General features: G+C 70.8%; 18 protein-coding genes. 16 read left to right on the top strand and 2 right to left on the bottom strand.

Annotation, left to right across the window (positions count from 1 at the left end):
• The first annotated feature begins 80 nt into the window (after positions 1-80).
• From ACG00X_RS15325 to ACG00X_RS15305, 5 genes are all read left to right on the top strand, one after another.
• Complete coding sequence (locus ACG00X_RS15325) at positions 81-1067, top strand: KpsF/GutQ family sugar-phosphate isomerase (RefSeq protein WP_394489060.1); 987 nt, start codon at positions 81-83, stop codon at positions 1065-1067.
• The gene (locus ACG00X_RS15320) at positions 1067-1645 is read left to right on the top strand and encodes a KdsC family phosphatase (protein ID WP_394489059.1); all 579 of its coding nucleotides are present in this window, start codon (positions 1067-1069) and stop codon (positions 1643-1645) included. Before ACG00X_RS15325 ends, ACG00X_RS15320 begins: the two co-directional genes overlap by 1 nt.
• Positions 1645-2301, top strand: coding sequence for an LPS export ABC transporter periplasmic protein LptC (lptC, locus tag ACG00X_RS15315; RefSeq protein WP_394489058.1), 657 nt, complete (start codon positions 1645-1647; stop codon positions 2299-2301). Before ACG00X_RS15320 ends, lptC begins: the two co-directional genes overlap by 1 nt.
• Positions 2302-2445: 144 nt before the next feature.
• The gene (locus ACG00X_RS15310; protein ID WP_394489057.1) at positions 2446-3219 is read left to right on the top strand and encodes an SDR family oxidoreductase; all 774 of its coding nucleotides are present in this window, start codon (positions 2446-2448) and stop codon (positions 3217-3219) included.
• Between the two features lie 222 nt (positions 3220-3441).
• Entirely contained in the window at positions 3442-5793 is a 2352-nt protein-coding gene (locus ACG00X_RS15305) for a DUF5916 domain-containing protein (protein ID WP_394489056.1), read from the top strand.
• Positions 5794-5854: 61 nt separating this feature from the next.
• On the opposite strand, the gene ACG00X_RS15300 is transcribed toward ACG00X_RS15305, so the two are convergent.
• Positions 5855-6397 (bottom strand): RNA recognition motif domain-containing protein, encoded by a 543-nt coding sequence (locus tag ACG00X_RS15300; RefSeq protein WP_394489055.1) that lies wholly within the window; start codon positions 6395-6397, stop codon positions 5855-5857.
• A 223-nt stretch (positions 6398-6620) separates the two neighbouring features.
• On the opposite strand from ACG00X_RS15300, the gene ACG00X_RS15295 reads away from it, so the two are divergent.
• The gene (locus tag ACG00X_RS15295) at positions 6621-7520 is read left to right on the top strand and encodes a hypothetical protein (protein WP_394489054.1); all 900 of its coding nucleotides are present in this window, start codon (positions 6621-6623) and stop codon (positions 7518-7520) included.
• Between the two features lie 120 nt (positions 7521-7640).
• Here ACG00X_RS15295 and ACG00X_RS15290 read toward each other — a convergent pair whose 3' ends face one another.
• Positions 7641-8969 (bottom strand): reverse transcriptase family protein, encoded by a 1329-nt coding sequence (locus ACG00X_RS15290; RefSeq protein ID WP_394489053.1) that lies wholly within the window; start codon positions 8967-8969, stop codon positions 7641-7643.
• 209 nt (positions 8970-9178) lie between these two features.
• Here ACG00X_RS15290 and ACG00X_RS15285 point away from each other — a divergent pair, with 209 nt between their 5' ends.
• The 10 genes from ACG00X_RS15285 to ACG00X_RS15240 all read left to right on the top strand — a co-directional run bounded on the left by ACG00X_RS15285 (position 9179) and on the right by ACG00X_RS15240 (position 19436).
• Positions 9179-9820, top strand: a complete 642-nt coding sequence (locus ACG00X_RS15285) for a MarC family protein (protein WP_394489052.1) — start codon at positions 9179-9181, stop codon at positions 9818-9820.
• 6 nt (positions 9821-9826) lie between these two features.
• Positions 9827-10852 (top strand): NAD(P)H-dependent flavin oxidoreductase, encoded by a 1026-nt coding sequence (locus ACG00X_RS15280; RefSeq protein WP_394489051.1) that lies wholly within the window; start codon positions 9827-9829, stop codon positions 10850-10852.
• The gene (gene creB / locus ACG00X_RS15275; protein WP_394489050.1) at positions 10849-11523 is read left to right on the top strand and encodes a two-component system response regulator CreB; all 675 of its coding nucleotides are present in this window, start codon (positions 10849-10851) and stop codon (positions 11521-11523) included. Before ACG00X_RS15280 ends, creB begins: the two co-directional genes overlap by 4 nt.
• An 80-nt stretch (positions 11524-11603) precedes the next feature.
• The gene (creC, locus tag ACG00X_RS15270; protein ID WP_394489049.1) at positions 11604-13028 is read left to right on the top strand and encodes a two-component system sensor histidine kinase CreC; all 1425 of its coding nucleotides are present in this window, start codon (positions 11604-11606) and stop codon (positions 13026-13028) included.
• Between the two features lie 48 nt (positions 13029-13076).
• Positions 13077-14372 (top strand): cell envelope integrity protein CreD, encoded by a 1296-nt coding sequence (creD, locus tag ACG00X_RS15265; RefSeq protein ID WP_394489048.1) that lies wholly within the window; start codon positions 13077-13079, stop codon positions 14370-14372.
• A 47-nt stretch (positions 14373-14419) separates the two neighbouring features.
• Entirely contained in the window at positions 14420-16069 is a 1650-nt protein-coding gene (locus tag ACG00X_RS15260) for a GMC family oxidoreductase (protein WP_394489047.1), read from the top strand.
• 187 nt (positions 16070-16256) lie between these two features.
• A complete protein-coding gene (locus ACG00X_RS15255; protein WP_394489167.1) occupies positions 16257-18134 on the top strand; it encodes a B12-binding domain-containing radical SAM protein in 1878 nt (625 codons plus the stop codon).
• The gene (locus ACG00X_RS15250; RefSeq protein ID WP_394489046.1) at positions 18131-18517 is read left to right on the top strand and encodes a hypothetical protein; all 387 of its coding nucleotides are present in this window, start codon (positions 18131-18133) and stop codon (positions 18515-18517) included. Before ACG00X_RS15255 ends, ACG00X_RS15250 begins: the two co-directional genes overlap by 4 nt.
• Before the next feature lie 5 nt (positions 18518-18522).
• Positions 18523-18852, top strand: coding sequence for an antibiotic biosynthesis monooxygenase family protein (locus tag ACG00X_RS15245; RefSeq protein ID WP_394489166.1), 330 nt, complete (start codon positions 18523-18525; stop codon positions 18850-18852).
• Positions 18853-18860: 8 nt separating this feature from the next.
• Positions 18861-19436: a peptidylprolyl isomerase gene (locus ACG00X_RS15240; RefSeq protein WP_394489045.1), complete on the top strand. Its 576-nt coding sequence runs from the start codon at positions 18861-18863 to the stop codon at positions 19434-19436.
• Positions 19437-19465: the final 29 nt, after the last annotated feature.

Genomic DNA, 19465 nt, shown 5'->3' with positions numbered 1-19465 from the left:
CCGGCCTAGGGGCAGACCCGCATATGCCGCAAATTCACGGCCCCGGGGCTGCCCGCCAACGCGTTGTCTACACTGGCCGGATGAGTTCTTCCGTCTTTGCCGCCGAGAGCGCCATCCGCATCGGCCGCCAGGCGCTCGAGGTCGAGGCCCGCGCGCTGGCGCAGCTGGCTCCCCGACTGGGCGACGCCTTCGCCCGCGCCGTGCAAACCATCCTCGGCTGCCAGGGCCGCGTGGCCGTCATGGGCATGGGCAAGAGTGGCCATGTGGGCCGCAAGATCGCCGCCACGCTCGCCTCCACCGGCACGCCGGCCCTGTTCGTTCACCCCGCCGAGGCCGCGCATGGCGACCTGGGCATGGTGACGGCCGGCGACATCGTGCTGGCGCTGTCCAACTCCGGCGAGAGCGACGAGCTCAACGCCATCCTGCCGGTGCTCAAGCGCCTGGGCATCACCATCCTGGCGATGACCGGCCGCGCCGAGTCCAGCCTGGCCGCCCACGCCGACGTCGTGCTCGACAGCGCCGTGGCCGAGGAAGCCTGCCCGCTGCAACTGGCCCCCACAGCCAGCACCACCGCCCAGATGGCGCTGGGCGACGCGCTGGCCGTGGCGCTGCTGGACGCACGCGGCTTCCGCGCCGAGGACTTCGCCCGCTCCCACCCCGGCGGCGCTTTAGGCCGCAAGCTGCTCACGCACGTGCGCGACCTGATGCGCAGCGGCGACGCCCTGCCCCGCGTGGCCGCAGGCACGCCCTTCACCGAGCTGATGCGCGAGATGAGCGCCAAGGCGCTGGGCATGGCGGTGATCGTCGACGCCGACGACCGCGTGCAGGGCATCTTCACCGACGGCGACCTGCGCCGCCTTGTCGAGCAGGGCCGCGACCTGCGCGCACTGACCGCCGCCGAAGTGGCCCACGCCAAGCCCCGCACCGTCGGCGCCGATGCGCTGGCCGTCGATGCGGCCGACCTGATGGAAGCCGCGCGCATCACGGTCGTCCTCGTCGTCGATGCCGAGCGCAAGCTGCTCGGCGCGATCAGCATCAACGATCTGATGCGGGCCAAGGTCATCTAATGGCTGCGTTGCAATTCCCGACGGAACTCCTCGTCAAGGCCCAAGGCAGTGGCCTGGGTATCAAGCTGGCCATCTTCGACGTCGACGGCGTGCTGACCGACGGCCGCATCTACATCAGTGAGCGCGGCGAGGAGTTCAAAGCCTTCTCCACGCTGGACGGGCATGGCCTGAAGTCGCTGCAGCAGGTGGGCATCACGCCCGTGGTCATCACCGGCCGCGACAGCCCCGCCGTGCGCCGCCGCGTCGCAGACCTGGGGCTGAAGCACGCGCTGTACGGCATCGCCGACAAGCTGGCCGCCGCCGAGCCGCTGCTGCAGCAACTGGGCCTGCCCTGGGGCGAGGTGGCCGCCATCGGCGATGACTGGCCCGACCTGCCGCTGCTGTCCCGCGCCGGCTTTGCCTGTGCGCCGCCCGGCGCCCATGCCGAGGTGCTGGCCACCGCGCACCACGTCACCCGCGCCTCGGCCGGGCATGGCGCCGCGCGCGAGTTCTGCGACCTGCTGCTGATGGCTGCCGGCCACTACGAGCGCCTGCTGAACGCCCACCACGCCACGCTCGACGGCGGCCGGACCGCGTGATGCCGGCCACCCTGCCTGCGCCCACGCCGCGCCGCCGCCCGCCCCAGCCCTGGACGTGGCGCGTGCAGAGCCTGCTCTCCAACTACCTGCCGCTGCTGCTGATGGCCTTGCTCGCCAGCGGCACCTGGTGGCTCGTGAAGAACACGCCGCTGCTGGGCGACCCCGGCGAACCCGCGCCGCCGCGTCACGTGCCGGATTACCGCATGGCCAACTTCGAGATCCAGCGCATCGGCGCCGACGGCCGGCTCAACGTGCAGATCGCTGGCGCCGAGCTGCGCCACTACCCCGACACCGACACCGTCGAGATCGACCAGGCCCGCGTGCGCGCCGTGGCTCCCGACGGCACGCTGGCGATTGCCGAGGCCAAGCGCGCCCTCAGCAATGGCGACGGCAGCGACCTGCAACTGCTGGGCGACGTGCGGCTGCGCCGACTGGCCACGGGCGCGAACGAGAACAGCCCGGCCCTGATGGAAGTGCGCGGCGAGTTCCTGCAGGCGCTCTCCAACAGCGAAGTGCTGCGCTCCCACCTGCCCGTGACCATCCGGCAAGGCGGCACAACGCTGAACACGCAGAACTTCGAGTACCGCCACTTGACCGGTCGCGTCACCTTCAGCGGCGAAACGCAGGGCAGCATTGCCGCCCGACCCAGCAAATGAGGCACCCCTCGCCCAAACTCGCGTCGCTGCACGCGAGCGAGTCTGGTCGGCCCCGCGTGGGGACGGCAATGCTCGCCGGCTGGACCGGCAAGCACATCGCCAGCGCGGCCCGGCGCTCGGCCCACAACAGGATGGATCACTGAGATGACTGAGCTGGTCTTCATCACCGGCGCATCGAGCGGCATCGGCCAGGCGCTGGCGCTGCGCTATTACCAAGACGGCGCAAGGCTCGCACTCGTCGCGCGCCGCACGGCGGACGTCACGCGCTGGGCCGCCGAGCAGCGGCTGGACATGGCGCGCCTGCGCGTCTACGGAGCCGACGTGGTCGATCTCGACGCCATGGCACGCATCGGCCGCGAGTGCACCGAGGCGCAGGGCCTGCCGGATGTGGTCATCGCCAATGCGGGCGTCAGCATCGGCATGGACACCACCTACTTCGACGATCTCGACGTCATGCGCCGCACGTTCGCGATCAACAACGTCGGGGTGGCGGCCACCTTCCACCCGTTCCTCGCCGCCATGAAGGCGCGCGGCTCGGGCACGCTGGTGGGCATTGCCAGCGTCGCCGCCATCCGCGGCCTGCCGGGCCATGGCGCCTACTCGGCCAGCAAGGCCGCCGTCGTCGCCTACTGCGAGAGCCTGCGCGGCGAATGCCGGCCGCACAACGTGCGCGTCGTCACGCTGCTGCCCGGCTACATCGACACGCCGCTGACCCGTGGCAACCGCTACAGCATGCCCTTCCTGATGCCGGTGGAGGACTTCGCCGACCGCGCCGTGCGCGCCATCCGTGCGCAGGTCAGCTACCGCGTCATTCCGTGGCAGATGGGCGTCGTCGCCAAGCTGCTGCGCGTGCTGCCGAACTGGCTCTACGACCGTGCACTGGCCGGCCGCGGCCGCAAGAAGCGCGCGGCGGAATAACCGCATCGCGCGTGGCGTGGCTACACTGCGCGCCTCGCACCGATTGCAGCCGCACCGAAGCGGCCGAGGAGGTCACCATGCTGAAGGTTCTTCACCCCTGCTGACGCCCGCGCGCTGACGCCTAGCCAGCCCGCGCCTGTGCCGCCCGTACCGGGCGCCCTGCATTGCGCCGACCTGATGCCGCAGGCATCCGCGTCGTTGCGCCTTCGGTCTCTTCCTACGATGACATTCCGCCTCCTCGGCCTGGGCCTGCTCGCCCTGGCCCTGCCCACCTGGGCCGACCACCCCGTGGCCCTGCGCCTCGCGGCCGGCACCACGCCCCCGGCCATCGATGGCCGCCTCGACGAACCCGCCTGGCAGCAGGCGCCCGTCTACGAGCAGTTCGCGCAGTTCCTGCCCACCGACAAACTGCCGGCACGCTGGCGCACGACGGTTCAGGTCCTGGTGACCGACGACGCACTCGTCTTCGGCATCCGAGCGTGGGACCCCGAACCCGAGCGCATCCGCGCGCCGCTCGCCCGGCGTGATCAGGTCAAGGCCGACCAGGACTTCGTCGCCGTCTTCATCGACCCGGTGGGCCGCCGGCGCACCGCGCAGTACGTGCGCGTCAGCGCGGCCGGTGCCATCGACGACGGCCTGTTCGCCGCCGAAGAGGCCAGCGAGGACGCCGCACCCGACTTCGACGTCGAGGCCGCCACCGTGCGGCTGGCCGATGGCTACAGCGTCGAGCTGCGCTGGCCGCTGGCGGCACTGCGCTTCCCCTACCAGGCGTGCACCCAGGCGGCGGGCCTCCGACAGCTGCCCCCCGAAGGCGTCGGGCCGACCTGCGCCGACGGCCTGCCCTGGCGCGTCATGGTCACGCGCAACATCCCGCGCGAAGACCGCACGCTGAACGTCAGCGCGCCGGCGCTCACGAAGGACGCGCTGCACTTCATCGCCGAACTGCAGCCGCTGGACGGCCTGGCCGACCTCGTCGAACAGGTGCGCGAACGCAGCTTCATCACCTTCCGCCCCGAGCTGACGCTGCGCAGCACGCAGGGCAGCGACGAGACCGGCACCCGCCGCAGCCGCGAGGCATCACTGGGCGCCGAGCTCAAGTGGCGGCCACGCGCCGACTGGGTCATCGACGCAACGCTGAACCCCGACTTTTCGCAGGTGGAACTGGATGAGCCACAGCTCGCCGGCAATACGCACTTCGCGCTCAGCGTGCCGGAGAAACGCCACTTCTTCCTGGAAAGCGCCGACGTCGTGGGCCCGACGCAGCCCGACGAGTCCGGCGAGAACCGCAGCCTCGCGGCCTTCTACACGCGCGCCATCACCGACCCCGACTGGGGCCTGCGCGCCACCTGGCGTGGCACCGGCGCCGAAGCCACGGCGCTGCACCTGCGCGACGCCGGTGGCGGCCCGGTGCTGCGCGCCAGCGCCTTCGCCACGCGCACGGGCGAGCAGCCGCGCGACTCGCAGGCCAGCTTTGCGCGCGGGCGCCGGCAGTTCGGCGAGAACGGTCAGCTGGGCCTGGCCGGCCTGGTGTCCCTGCGCGACTTCGGCGACGGCCTGACGACGCGTGTCGTCGGCAGCGACGGCGTCTGGCGGGCCGGCGACAACGATCAGTGGCGCGGCCATCTGCTGCTGTCGGCCACCACGCTGGGCCTGGATGCCGACGGCCAGGTGCTGCGCGTACCCACCGACCGCGGCCACCGCGCCTGGCTGGGCTGGCGCCATCTCGACGCGGACTGGTTCGCCAACGTCAACGTCGAGGAGATCAGCCCGCGCTTCGCCAACGACAACGGCTTCGTCAACCAGAGCGGTATCCGCCGCGCCTCCGCCTTCGGCTACCTGCGGCTGGGCGAACAGGAGCTCGCCGGCCTGGCCTTGCACGAGAGTGAAGCCCAGCTCACGCTGCAGGAGACGCGCACCCTCAGCGACCCGCTGCTGGGCGTCGCGGCCGGCCAAGTCGTCGAGCGGCAGCTGCGGCCCGGCTTCTGGTTCGCTGCGGCGCGCAACACGGGCGTCTGGGGCCATGTCGGGCTGGACCAGCATCGCGCCCGCAGCGGCGGCACGCTGCATCCGACACGCACGCTGCTGCTGGGTGTCGAATCCAATCCCGGCGAAATGCTGAGTTATGTCACGGCCGAAATTGAATGGGGCCGCCGGCTGGATGTGGAGGCCGATCGTGTTGGCAACGGGCTGCAGGCACAGACCGAGGCCAAGCTGCGCTTCGCGCTGCCCGGCGGCGGATGGCTGGAGTTGGAGCAACGGCTGGGCCTGGGCTATGTCAACGCACCCGACGGTCAGCGCGCCTTCACGGACCGCAGCGCCCAGAGCCTCGTCGTGTGGCACCTCAGTGCGCGCGACTCGCTACGCCTCATCCACCAGCAGACTCACTTCACACGTCGGGCCGACGCCGCCGCCAACCTCTCCGCCGCTGACAGCCGCGAACGCCAGCTGGCACTGATGTTCCAGCACCGCGTGGGGCTGGCGCGGCTCCTCAGCGTCGGGTTGAACCGGGCCAGCGAACGGCCCGGGCGACTGCGCAGCCGCGAACTGTTTGCCAAGCTCGCGCTGGGTTTTTGACGGCACGGGCAAAAGAAAAGGCGCCCGAAGGCGCCTTGTTCAGCGTGATGTTGCGAAGGGCTTAGTAGCCGCCACCGCCGTAGCCGCCGCCACCACCGGAGCGGCCACCACCACCGTAGCCACCGCCGCCGCCGGAGCGACCGCCACCACCGTAGCCGCCACCGCCGCCGCCGTAGCCGCCGCCACCGGAACGGCCACCGCCGCCGTAGCCGCCACCACCGCCGCCGCCGTAGCCGCCGCCACCACCGCCGCCGTAGCCGCCGCCAGAGCGGCCACCGCCGCCGTAGCCGCCGCCACCACCGCCGTAGCCGCCGCCGCCGGAGCGACCGCCGCCGCCGAAGCCGCCCGGACGCTCTTCACGAGGACGCGCTTCGTTCACGACGATGGCGCGGCCTTCGAGGGCCTGGCCATTCATGCCGTTGATGGCGGCTTGCGCCTCGGCGTCGGAACCCATCTCAACGAAGCCGAAACCCTTGGAACGACCGGTTTCGCGGTCCATCATGACCTTCGCGGAGGTCACCGTGCCGAACTGGCTGAACGACTCTTGCAGCGATTCGTCACGCACGCTGTAGGCCAGATTGCCCACATAAAGCTTGTTTCCCATGGGGAAGCCCTTCTCTAACTCAAAACCAATAAACCATGTGGAGCTTCAACCCATCGTGAACCATTCAAGCGAAGGTGCGGCGTCCAAACACAGGCGAATCATTATGGTGTCGGGGTTAACAATTGCACGCAGCCCCTTTGACAAGTGTTGTTTTTCAGAGCTAGCACAAACCCTGTCGGGTCCCGTTTCTCATGTTCATGTCATCGCTAATACGGCGCTACCGATGAGTTTCCAACCCCTTTCCGCCCTCTCTCGCGTGCTGGCCAGCGTGGACGCGCCAAGGAATTTGCGCGCGCTTTACGCATTGCTTGCTGGATTCTGTCTGGCCGGACTGCTGCTGGCGTCAGCGCAGTCCGCCGTCGCACGCGGCGACACCCTGCTGAGCGCCGTCTGGCTGGGGCTCGCCCTGGCTGTCGCCTTTTTTGGCGTCAACACCACAGGCCTGCTGCTGATGGATCAGGCCCGCGGCCTGCCCATCCGCGACCCGCAGGACGCCCTCGCCGACGCGCTGCGCAGCGCCCACCGCGTGCTGCTGACGCTGCTGGCCTGCCTGGCGCTGGCCGCCGCCGGCGTGGCCGTGCTGGCGGGCCTGCTGTGGGCGACGCGCTGGCCCTGGGTGGGCGCGCCGCTGATGGCCGTGGTGCTGCCGGTGGGCGTGCTCCTGCTGGGAGGCCTGGCCTTCATCATCGTCGTGCTGGTCGGGCCGCTGGCGGGGCCCGCCGTGTGGGCCGGGCAGCGCAGCAGTGGCGTGCTGGCCTTCCTGCGCCGGCGGCTGCGGCATGGCCTGCCGGAGACTGCGCTGCTGATGGCCGCCGTCTACCTGCTGGTGGCGCTGACCACGGCGGCGGTCAGCTTCGTCGTCGTGACCGGCGGCAAGCTGCTGGCGGGCCTGGCTATCCTGGGCGCCGGCATCGAGTTGCCGGCCCGGCAGTTGCTGGCGGGCCTCACCGGGCTCGGGCCGCGCAGCTTGAGCGCCAACGGCGTCGCGCTGGAGGGCGGCAACCTGGGGCAGGCGGCACTGATCGGCGGCGGCGTGGTGTTCGCACTGGCGCTGGTGCTGCCGACGCTGGTCTGGCTACGCGGCTGCTGCGCCGTCTACCTTGCGCTGACCGAGGACGACTGAGATCCGAAGCGGGCAAGCTGCGGCGTGAATATTCACCCAGCGCTGGACTTTCGCGAGCATTGATGCTCGTCGCTTGAGTCTTCACTCACGGGCGCCTTCAGCGCCCCTGACAGCGCGGGCTCAGGCCACATCGGGCCAGGCGATGCGGTCCAGCAGCGCCCGCAGCTTGGCGGCCTTGGCTGCGTGGATCTGGGCCGCCCAGGCCACCCGCCCCTGCAGATGCCCGCGCCAATCGGCGTGACCCTCGCGGTTCTGTGACGCCGGCCCCTCCAGCACGCAGCGGTGCAGCAGCGCCTTGAGCCGATCGAACTCCCGGCGCGGCAGGTTGGGATGCGCGTTGACGACGATACCGCACACCGACTGACGCTGCGCGGTGCCCAGGTTGCGGGTCTTGCGCGGGTTGATGGCGAAGCCCTCGTCGGCAGCGATGGCCGCGACCCAGGCTGCGATGGTGGCGGCCGGCAGCGACGCCGGGCCCGAGATGACCAGGTCGTCGGCATACCGGCTGTAGCGCGCACCGAAGGCCTCCGCCAGGCCGCTGAGCCGCGCATCCAGGCCGAAGGCGCAGAGGTTGGCGACGGCCGGTGACGTCGGCGCGCCCTGCGGCAGATGGGCGTCACGCAGGCGCTGGCGCTGCTGCCAGCTCAGGCGCGGCTCGTCGCGCAGCCAGGCCTCGGGTGTCGAGGTCGTGCACAAGGCCGTCAACGCCCGGGCCACGGCGCTGGAGTAGCCCAGTGTCACGAACAGCGCGTGCACGCGGGCCGCGCGCACCGTGGAGAAGAAGTCGCTCAGGTCGAAACGCAGCACCCGCCCCTGCCCGGCATGGCGCGCCGCATGCTGCACGACCGAGCGGCCCGGCACATAGCCGAACGCCGCGTCGTGCGGCGGCAAGCCGTGAAGCAACTGGCCGAGCAGGCGCCGCTGGACGGCGCGCAGATGCGGTGCCGGCACCTCCAGCAGCCTCCAGCCCGCGCTGCGCTTGGCGCACAGCCGCTGCTGGTAATGCTGCTGCACCAACGGCCGGCGGCGCTGCCAGTCGGCCGGCAGCGTCAGCCGCCACAGACCGGCGGGCGACAAGCCCAGGCCGCGGGCCAGCGCCCCCACGGTGGGCCAGTGCGGGCGCTCCAGCCCGGCCGGCGCGTCCACCAGCGTGTCGGGCGGCCGCAGCAGCCAGCGGCGCACGGCGGGGCAGGAACGGTCGGCGCAGGCCTGCGCAAACCCGGCGTGGGCCTGGACGCGCCGCGCCAGCGACGGCACATCCAGGCGCCGCCACACCTCGCCCGGGATGCGGGCCATCGCCCGTGCCAGGTCGGCCAGCCAGGGCGGCCGCGCCTCCAGTCGGACGTCCAGGCAGGCCGCCATGCGGGCCGCCAGCGCCGGCTCGGCGCGCGCGCCCGCCAGCATCGCCAGGGCCAGCGCGCGGGCGGTCGTCCGGCCGGCGTCATCCATGCGGTGTCTCCATGGTCTTGAAGAAGGTGCGGCGCTGCCCGAGCGACGGGTGATGCGTGAGAGGGCGGGCGCCTGCGCGCCCGGTGTTCTCGCGCCCCGCAGGACGAGAGATTCAAGACCCCCGGGGGTGCCCCGGAGTGCCAGGCCCGAAGGCTGGCGAAGGCCTCGGACAGGGCCGCACCGCCATCCTAGCCGCGACAATGAGGGGCATGGATATCTACAAACCCCTTGTGGCCCTGCTGGCCATCGTGAACCCCGTGGGCGTGGTGCCCTTCTTCATCCATTTCACCGGCAGCTTCTCGCGTGAGCAGCGGCGCAAGACCATCCTCGTCAGCGCCTGCACGGCCGGCATCGTCATCGCACTGAGTGCGCTGTTCGGGCTGAAGATCATCGAGTTCTTCGGCATCTCGCTGGCCAGCTTCCAGGTCGGCGGCGGCTGCCTGCTGCTGATCAGCTCGCTGCAGATGCTCAATGCCCAGCCCGCCGAAGCCCGCAAGGAAGACGTCTCCGAGGGCAGCAGCAAGGCCGATGCCGGCGCCAGCATCGCCGTCGTGCCGCTGGCCATCCCGCTGCTGACCGGGCCGGCCACCATCTCGACGATGGTGATCTACGCCGACAAGACCCGCGTCTGGTGGGAGCTGGCCGTGCTGTGCGGCTATGGCGTCGTCGTCGCCGCCGTGACCTTCCTGACCTTCTCCGCCAGCAGCCGCATCGCCAAGGTGCTGGGCCAAACGGGCATCAACATCATGACGCGGCTCATGGGCCTGATCCTGGCCGCGCTGGCCGTGGAGCTGTTGGCCGACGGGCTCATCAAGCTGTTCCCGGTGCTGTCCATGCGGACGATGAGCTGAGCGGCCATGCGCCTGAGCGAGCTGCCCCGCATCTGGATGGCGCCGATGGCCGGTGAGGCCGCCAGCGCTGCGCTCGTGGCCGCCGTCTGCAGTAGCGGTGGCTTCGGCCAGCTGGGGGCGGCCTACCTCAGCCCCGCACGCATCGCCGAGGTCGCGGCCGACATCCGCGCCCGCACCACGCAGCCCTTCGGCATCAACCTGTTCTGCCCCCAACCCTGGGTGCGCGATGACGAGGCGCTGGACGACTACCTCTCCCGCCTCGCCCCCTGGCACACCGCGCTGGGCCTGGCGGCGCCGACGCGGCCGGAGCGCTTCGAGGAGGACTTCGAGGCCCAGCTGGCCGCCACCGTGGCCGCGCGCCCGGCCGTGATCAGCTTCGTCATGGGCGACCCCGGCGCGGCCCGCGTGGCGGCGCTGAAGGCGCAGGGCTTCCTCGTCGTCGGCACCGCCACGCAGGTGGCCGAGGGCCTGCTGCTGCAGGCCAGCGGCGTGGATGCCGTCGTCGCGCAGGGCTACGAGGCCGGCGGCCACCGGGGCGGCTTTCTCGGCACGGCCGAGGGCGCGCTGATCGGCACGATGGCGCTGGTGCCGCAGCTCGTCGACGCGCTGGGTATTCCCGTCATCGCGGCCGGCGGCATTGCCGATGCACGCGGCGTCGCGGCGGCGCAGGCGCTGGGCGCCAGTGCCGTGGCGGTGGGCACGGCCTTCCTGCTGGCCGATGAATGCCCGCTGTCGCCGGCCTACCGCGCGGCGCTGCTGGCGGCGCGTGACGCCGACTCCACGCTGACACGCGCCTTCTCCGGCCGACTGGCGCGCGGCGTGGCCAACCGCGTCACGCGCGCGCTGGAGGGCGCCGACCTCCCCGCCTTCCCGCAACCCAACGCGGCCAGCCGCCCCATGCGCCAGGCCGCCGCCAAGGCCGGCGATGCCGACTTCATCAGCCTGTGGGCCGGCCAGGCGCTGCCGCTGAACCGCGCAGGCAGGCCGGCGGCCGATCTCGTCGCGGCGCTCGCGAAAGGCTGGCGCCCTTGACGGCCACGCTGCTGCTGCTGGAGGACGACCCGGCCATCGCCGACACCGTCGTGTTCGCGCTGCAGCGCGAGGGCTATGCCGTCGAACACCGCAGCTGGCTGGCCGAGGCGCGCGAGCGACTGCACCAGGCGCCGGCGCCCGCCCTGCTCATCCTCGACATCGGCCTGCCCGACGGGCACGGGCTGGACCTGTGCCGCGAGCTGCGCGCCGGGCCGCTGCGGCATCTGCCCGTCATCGTGCTGAGCGCGCGCAGCGAGGAGATGGACCGCGTGCTCGGGCTGGAACTGGGCGCCGACGACTACCTCGCCAAGCCCTTCAGTCCGCGCGAGCTGGTGGCGCGCGTGCGTGCGCTGCTGCGCCGCGCGCAGGCCGCACCGGCGCCGGTGTCGCCCTCGGGCTTCGTTGTCGACGGCTCACGCGTGCGGCTGGACGGCGCGCTGCTCAACCTCACCAAGCTGGAGCTGGGCCTGCTGCTGAAGCTGCTGGGCGCGCCGCAGCGCATCCACTCGCGCGACGCGTTGCTGGACGCCGTGTGGGGCACGAGCGCCGACAGCGGCGACCGCACGGTCGACACCCACATCAAAACGCTGCGCGCCAAGCTGCGCGAGGCCGCACCGACGCGCGATCCGATCAAGACGCATCGGGGCCTTGGGTACTCGCTGGAGCCCTGACGTGAAGCCGCCACGCTCGCGCCGCTCACGGCCCGCCGCCGCGGCAATTCAGCGCCCACGGGCGGACGAGCAGCACTGACATGCGCCTGGGCCTGCGCGTCTTCTTCGGCTTCTTCCTGATCGCCGGCCTCAGCGCCGTGCTGCTGCTGAAGGTCTTCCTCGCCGAGGTGAAGCCCAGCGTGCGCGAGGTCATGGAAGACCTGATGGTGGAGACGGCCAACCTGCTGGCCGAGGTGGCGGTGGATGAATTGGCCGCCGGCTCACCGGCGCCGGACGGCCGGCTGGCGAACCAGCTGCGGCGCTACGCGCAGCGCGACGTGGATGCCGTCATCTGGGGCCTGCGCAAGCAGCGCCTGGACCTGCGCATCTACGTGACCGACGCGGCGGGCCGCGTGGTGCTGGACTCCGGCCAGCCCTCGGCCGTGGGCCAGGACTACTCGCAGTGGAACGACGTGGCCCGCACGCTGCGCGGCGACTACGGTGCACGCGCCAGCCCCTACGGCCGCCACGACAGCACCGTGCTCGTGGTCGCCGCGCCGGTGCTGCAGGCGGGCCGCACGCTGGGCGTCGTCAGCGTGGCCAAGCCGGTGGCCAGCGTGCAGCGCTTCATCGACCGGGCCGAACGCCGCGTGTTCCTGGCGGGCGCCGCGCTGCTGGCCGCCAGCCTCATCGTGGGCGTGGCTGTGACGCTGTGGCTGGTGGTCACCGTGCGGCGGCTGCGGCGCTACGCGCAGCAGGTGCAGGCCGGGCAGAACCTCGCGCCGCCGGCCGTGCCTGGCGAGCTGGGCGACCTGGCCCACGCGATGGACGACATGCGCCGCCGGCTGGAGGGCCGCGAGCAGCTGGAGCACGACGTGCGCGCCCTGACGCACGAGCTGAAAAGCCCGCTGGCCGCGCTGCGCGCCAGCGGCGAGCTGCTGCAGGACGAGCTGCCCGCCGCCGACCGCCAGCGCTTCGCCGCCCAGGTGCTGGACCAGACCGCCCGGCTGCAGACGCTGGTGGAGCGCGTGCTGGCGCTGTCGCAGCTGGAGGCGCAGGTGGGGCTGGGCGAGCGGCGGCGCGTGGCGCTGGCCGCCTGGGTTGACGCGCAGCTGGAACGGCAGGCGCCGCGGTTGGCGCAGCAGCGGCTGACCGTGGCGTGGACGGCGCGCGAGGACGTGGTCATCGACGCCGACGCGGCGCTGCTGGAGCTGGCCTTCGGCAACCTGCTCGTCAATGCGCTGGACTTCGCACCCGCCGGCTCGACGCTCGAATTGGCCGTCAGCACGACACCCACAACGGTGCGTCTCGCGCTGCGCGACCACGGGCCCGGCGTGCCGGCCAGCGTGTTCTCGCAGCTGGGCCAGCGCTTCTTCTCCACGGCCCGGCCCGGCAGCCTCGTCAAAGGCTCGGGCCTGGGCCTGGCCATCGCCCGCCGTGTGGCCGAGCTGCACGGCGGGCGGCTGGAATTCGAGGCGGCGGAGCCCGGCCTGCGGGCCACGCTGGTGCTGCCCGCTTCACACTGACTTCACACCGCTCGTCATCGCCTCACGGCGTCTCGCGATGCTGGTGGCATGAACAAAACCTTGCTCACCAAGCTGGCCATCCTGGCCGCCGTCACCCTCATCCTGATCATCGTGCTCAACCAGATCGGCGGGCTGGTGCGCGAACGCCAGGCTCGCCAGCAGGAGGCCGCGCAGAGCGTCGAGCAGTCGCAGGCCGGGCCGCAGACGCTGCTGGGGCCGCTGCTGACACGCAGCTGCAGGGAAAACTGGGCCGTCAAGGATGGCTTGCAGCGCCGGGCTTTCACGGTGGTGCTGCCGCCGTCGCAGCTGCAGGTCAGCGGGCGCGTGACGCCCGACCCGCGTTACCGCGGCCTGTTCAAGATCAACAGCTATGCCGGCAAGCTGAGCATCCTGGCACGCTGGGACGACTTTGACCGGCTGACGCCGCCGGCCGAAAACGCCGGCGGCCGCGTCGACTGCGGCGCCGTCGCCGCGATGTTCTCCACCAGCGATGCGCGCGGCCTGCGCGACGTGCAACTCAAGCGCGATGGTCAAGCGCTGGCCGTGAAGCCCGGCACGACGAACGCGGCCCACGCCGCGGGGCTGCACGCCGTCATCGCCCTGCCGCGCAGCGGCGAGACGCTGGAGTTGAACCTGACCGTAGACCTGATCGGCACGCAGCGCCTGGCCGTCATTCCCGCTGCCGGCAGCACGGCCGTGAACCTGCAGTCCTCGTGGCCGCACCCCAGTTTCGGCGGCCGTTTCCTGCCCGCCGAGCGCGAGGTGGGCGAGAGCGGTTTTTCGGCGCGCTGGCAGGTGTCGGAGCTGGCGAGCAACGCGGCGGCCGATGTCGCAGCCGGCAAGGCCGGGCTGGACACGCTGGCCGTCGACCTCATCGACCCCGTGAACCCCTACGTCATGTCCGACCGCGCGATCAAGTACGGCCTGATGTTCATCGCGCTGACCTTCGTCACCGTGGGCCTGACCGAGCTGCTGACCGGGCGGCGCGTGCACCCGGTGCAGTACCTGCTCGTGGGCCTGGCGCTGAGCCTGTTCTTCCTGCTGCTGCTGAGCCTGTCCGAGCACCTGCCGTTCGTCGTGGCGTACCTGATCGCCGCCGGTGCCGCCGCGCTCGTGCTGACGCAGTACGCCGCAGCCATGCTCGGCACCTGGCTGCGCGGCCTGGCCTTCGGCGGCGGCATAACGCTTCTGTACGGCGCACTCTATGTGCTGCTGAGCCGCGAACAGACGGCCCTCGTCATCGGCGCCGTGCTGCTGTTTGCGGTGCTGGCAACTGTCATGACCGTGACCCGCCGGATGGACTGGTATGGCATCAGCGCTAACAGGCTGTCACAGGCCGGTTGATTTACGCTTGCGAGAGCCGCGCACCGTGCGGCACCTTGCAGCTATCCATGTCCCAACAAGGCTTCGATTACATCATTGTGGGCGCCGGCACCGCCGGCTGCCTGCTGGCGAACAGGCTCAGCGCCAAACCAGACAAGCGCGTGCTGCTCATCGAAGCAGGCGGCAACGACGATTACCACTGGATACACATACCGATGGGTTATCTCCACTGCATCGGTAACCCCCGCACGGACTGGTGTTTCAACACCGAACCGGAGCCCGGCCTCAACCGCCGCAAGCTGCGCTATCCGCGTGGCAAGGTGCTGGGCGGCAGCTCCAGCATCAACGGCATGATCTACATGCGGGGCCAACGCCGCGACTACGAGCACTGGGCCGACCTCACCGGCGACGACACCTGGCGCTGGGAGCGCGTGCTGAACGCCTTCCGCCGCCACGAACACCACTGGCGGCTGGATGACCCGAAGTCAGCGCCGGCAGGTTTTGCCGAGCTACACGGCCACAAGGGCGAGTGGCGCGTCGAGCAGCAGCGCCTGCGCTGGCCCATCCTCGATGCGTTTGCCGCTGCCTGCAATGAGGCCGGCATTCCCTCCACCGGCGACTTCAACGCCGGCAACAACGAGGGCGTGGGTTACTTCGAGGTCAACCAGAAGAAGGGCCTGCGCTGGAACGCGGCCAAGGCCTTCCTGCGGCCCACCTGCCTCGGCCGCCCCAACTTCGAGCTGTGGACCGGCGCACAGGTGCGCAAGCTGCGCCTGCTGCGCGACGACGCGGGCCTGCGCTGCGGCGGCGTGGAGGTGCGCACGCCGCACGGCGTGGAGCAGCCGTGGCTGAATGTGGGCGGCGAAGTCATCCTCGCAGCGGGCAGCATCGGCTCGCCGCAGATCCTGCAGTTGTCGGGCCTGGGCCCGGCCGAGGTGCTGCAGGCGGCCGGCGTGCCGGTGGAGCGCGAACTGCGCGGCGTGGGCGCCAACCTGCAGGACCACCTGCAGATCCGCACCGTCTACAAGCTGCAAGGCGCCCGCACGCTGAACACGCGCAGCGCCTCGCTGCTGGGCAAGGCCTCGATCGCCATCGAATACGCGCTGCGGCGCAGCGGCCCGATGAGCATGGCCCCCAGCCAGCTGGGCGTGTTCACCCGCAGCGTGCCCACCAAGGTGTGGCCCGATCTGCAGTTCCACGTGCAACCGCTGTCACTCGATGCCTTCGGTGAGCCACTGCACCGTTTCGACGCGATCACCGCCAGCGTGTGCAACCTCAACCCCACCAGCCGCGGCAGCGTGCACATCCAGTCGGCAGACGCCACCGTCGCCCCGGCGATCCGGCCCAACTACCTGTCCACCGACGCTGACCGCAAGGTGGCCGCCGACAGCCTGCGCATGACGCGGCAGATCATGTCCCGGCCGGCGCTGGCCCGCTTCCGGCCCGAGGAGCACCGCCCCGGCCCGCTGGCCCAGACCGACGACGAACTCGTCCGCGCGGCCGGCGACATCGCCACCACCATCTTCCACCCGGTCGGCACCTGCCGCATGGGCCGCAAAGACGACCCCGGTGCCGTCGTCGACGCCCGCCTGCGCGTGCGCGGCGTCGCCGGCCTGCGCGTGGCTGATGCGAGCGTCATGCCGACCATCACCAGCGGCAACACGGCGTCGCCGACCTTGATGATTGCGGAGAAGCTGGCGGGCTGGATGACCGCGTGACGGCGACTCCGGTCGGCAGACGGGTCGGCGCACGGATCACGCAGAACAGGTCCTGACCGGCACCAGGCCCATGGCCCTCGTGGCGTTGCCAGCTCCTGGGCGGGCAACGTGGCAACCGTGCTCGACAATCCCGGCCGTGGATTCGTCTTCTCCCAATCAGCCCCGCGTGCTCGCCGTCATCCCCCCGATGACGCAGCTGAACACGCCCTACCCGTCCACCGCCTACCTGACCGGCTTCCTGCGCTCGCGCCAGATCGCCGCGCATCAGGTGGACCTCGCGCTGGCGCTGGTGCTGGAACTCTTTTCTCCCGCCGGGCTCGCGCAGATCCGTGAAGCCGTCCAGGCGCTGCCCGTCGCGAAGCACACGCCGCAGACCGCCTGGTTCGACGGTGAGTTCAGTTCAATCGCGGCCGCCACGCCGCGCGTGCTGCGATTTCTGCAGGGCCAGGACCCGACGCTGGCGCACCGCATCAACACGCGCAGCTTCCTGCCCGAGGGCGCACGCTTCGCGTCGCTGGACCATTACATCGGCGAGGAAGGCGAAGACCCGCTGGCCTGGGCCTTCGGCGCCCTGGGCCTGCAGGACCGCGCCCGCCACCTGGCGACGCTGTTCCTGAACGACCTGGCCGACGTGCTGCGCGACGCGGTGGACGAGCGCTTCGAGTTCGTGCGCTACGCCGAGAAGCTGGCCGCCGCTCAGGCGCACTTCGACCCGCTGGCCGAGGCGCTGGCCGAGCCACCGCATCTGATCGACCGCACGCTGCAGCGGCTGACGCTGGAGGCGCTGGAGCAGCATCGGCCCGACGTCGTGCTGCTGTCGGTGCCCTTCCCCGGCTCGGTCTACGCGGCGCTGCGCATCGCGCAGGCGATCAAGGCCGCGCGGCCCGAGGTCGTCACCGTGCTGGGCGGCGGTTATGTGAATACCGAGTTGCGCGAGCTGAGCGAGCCGCGGCTGTTCGAGTTCGTCGACTACGTGACGCTGGACGCCGGCGAGCGGCCGCTGCTGGCGCTGCTGGAGCACGTGGCCGGCAAACGCTCCAAGACCCGGCTGGTGCGCACGTTCTGGCGTGACGGCCATGAAGTCAGGTACACCAACTTCGTCGAGCCCGATGTGCCCTTCGACGACGTCGGCACGCCGACCTGGGACGGCTTGCCGCTGGACCGCTACCTGTCGCTGCTGGACATGCTCAACCCGATGAACCGGCTGTGGAGCGACGGGCGCTGGAACAAGCTGACCGTGGCGCATGGCTGCTACTGGAAGAAGTGCAGCTTCTGCGACGTCAGCCTGGACTACATCTCACGCTACGAGGCGGCATCGGCCGAGGTGCTGGTGGACCGCATCGAGGCCATCGTGGCGGAGACCGGGCAGACGGGCTTTCATTTCGTCGACGAGGCCGCGCCGCCCAAGGCGCTCAAGGCGCTGGCCGAGGAGCTGCTGCGGCGCGGTGTGGCCATCAGCTGGTGGGGCAATATCCGCTTCGAGAAAACCTTCACGCCCGAGCTGTGCCAGTTGCTGGCCGACAGCGGCTGCATCGCGATCTCCGGCGGGCTGGAGGTGGCCAGCGACCGGCTGCTGAAGCTGATGAAGAAGGGCGTCAGCGTCGAGCAGGTCGCCCGCGTGACCAAGGCGTTCGCCGACGCGGGCGTGCTGGTGCATGCCTACCTGATGTATGGCTTCCCGACGCAGACGACACAGGACACCGTGGACGCGCTGGAGTACGTGCGCCAGCTGTTCGAGAACGGCTGCATCCACAGCGGCTTCTTCCACCGTTTCGCCTGCACGGTGCATTCGCCCGTGGGCATGAACCCGGCCGCATACGGCGTCACGCTGCAACCCCTGCCGGCCGACGCCCGCTTCGCCAAGAACGACATCGCCTTCATCGACCCCACGCCCACCGACCACGACGGCCTGGGCCAGGGGCTCAAGAAGGGGCTCTACAACTTCATGCACGGCATCGGCATCGACAGCGACATCCGCAGCTGGTTCCCGGTGCGCGTGCCGAAGACGACGGTACCGCGGCGGTTTGTCGAGCGGGCGCTCCAGTTCGACGGATCACGGGCATGAGCGTCCAAGCACCCACCCTGTTGGACAAGGTCGTTCAGCTCTTCGCCTTGGAGCCCGGGCGACACGACGAGGCGCACATCGAAGAGCATGCACACTTGCTTCTGCACGGCAACGCTCCAGATCTGCTGAAGACGATCCCGGCCCACATGGCCTGGTGCCTGCGGAATCCGGAGTCGACCTCGCTGGTCATCGACTACACGATTGATGCCTTGGCGAACACAGGCAGGGCCAAATCGCCTGTGCCGTCGTGGCTGGACTTCAAACACCGTTGCTCCACAGAGCAGAGGCGCGTTGTCGCGGACTTCCTGCACTGGTGCCTGGACACGGATCGGCTCGTCGACCGACAGCAGACCGAACGAGCGCTCAAGCACTGGGCCCCGTGAACCACATGTTCACCGCCACCTTCACCTTCGCCGCTGGCACCTACGACGACGAGTTCCACGCGCTGGACGCGCGCATTGCCGAGGTCGCCCGTGCCATCCCCGGCTACCGCGGCGAGGAGACCTGGGAGAACCCGGCGACCGGGCTGATCTCCAACGTCTACTACTGGGATTCGATGGAAGCCCTGCAACAGCTGATGGCCCATGCCACCCACCGCGAGGCCAAGCAGGCCCAGGCGCGCTGGCTGAAGGGCTACCAGGTCGTCATCGCCGAGGTGGTGAGCACCTACGGCGATGGCGGCATCGCGCATCCGCTCGCCGACATCAACCGCCGCTGACGACTGCCATGCAACGACGCCATCTGCTCTCGCTCGCCGCCTTGCCGCTGGCGGCCCATGCCGCCACAACCGTGCGCACCCGGGTGGACACCCCGCTGGGACCCTTCGTCATCGAGGTGAACCCCGCTGCCGCCCCCATCACGGTCGCCAACTACCTGGCCTATGTGGACCAACACCTGCTCGACAAGGCCTGGGTCTATCGCCTGGTGTCGCTGGCCAACCAGCCGCAGAACGCCCACAAGATCGAGGTCGTGCAGTGGGGCCTGAACCTCAAGGACGATGCGCCGCCGCGGCGCCCGCCCATCGCCCACGAGACCACACAGCAGACCGGCCTGCGCCACCGCGACGGCACGATCTCGATGGCGCGCGGCGCGCCCGGCACCGCGACGGCGGAGTTCTTCATCTGCATCGGTGACCAGCCGGAGCTGGACTTCGGCGGCCGGCGCAACCCCGACGGCCAGGGCTTTGCCGCCTTCGGCCAGGTCGTGCAGGGCATGGCCGTCGTGCGCGCGCTGCACGCCCGCGCCGGCACCGAGCAGTGGCTGGCCGACCCCATCGGCATCGGGCCCGTCACGCGCAGTTGACGCGTCATTGCTGCAATGCACAATCGCCG

Origin of the sequence: Pelomonas nitida (genome assembly GCF_043555975.1) — a bacterium.
In the GTDB taxonomy this organism is placed as follows: Bacteria; Pseudomonadota; Gammaproteobacteria; order Burkholderiales; family Burkholderiaceae_C; genus Pelomonas; species Pelomonas nitida.
This window is presented reverse-complemented; position numbering and strand designations above follow the sequence as displayed.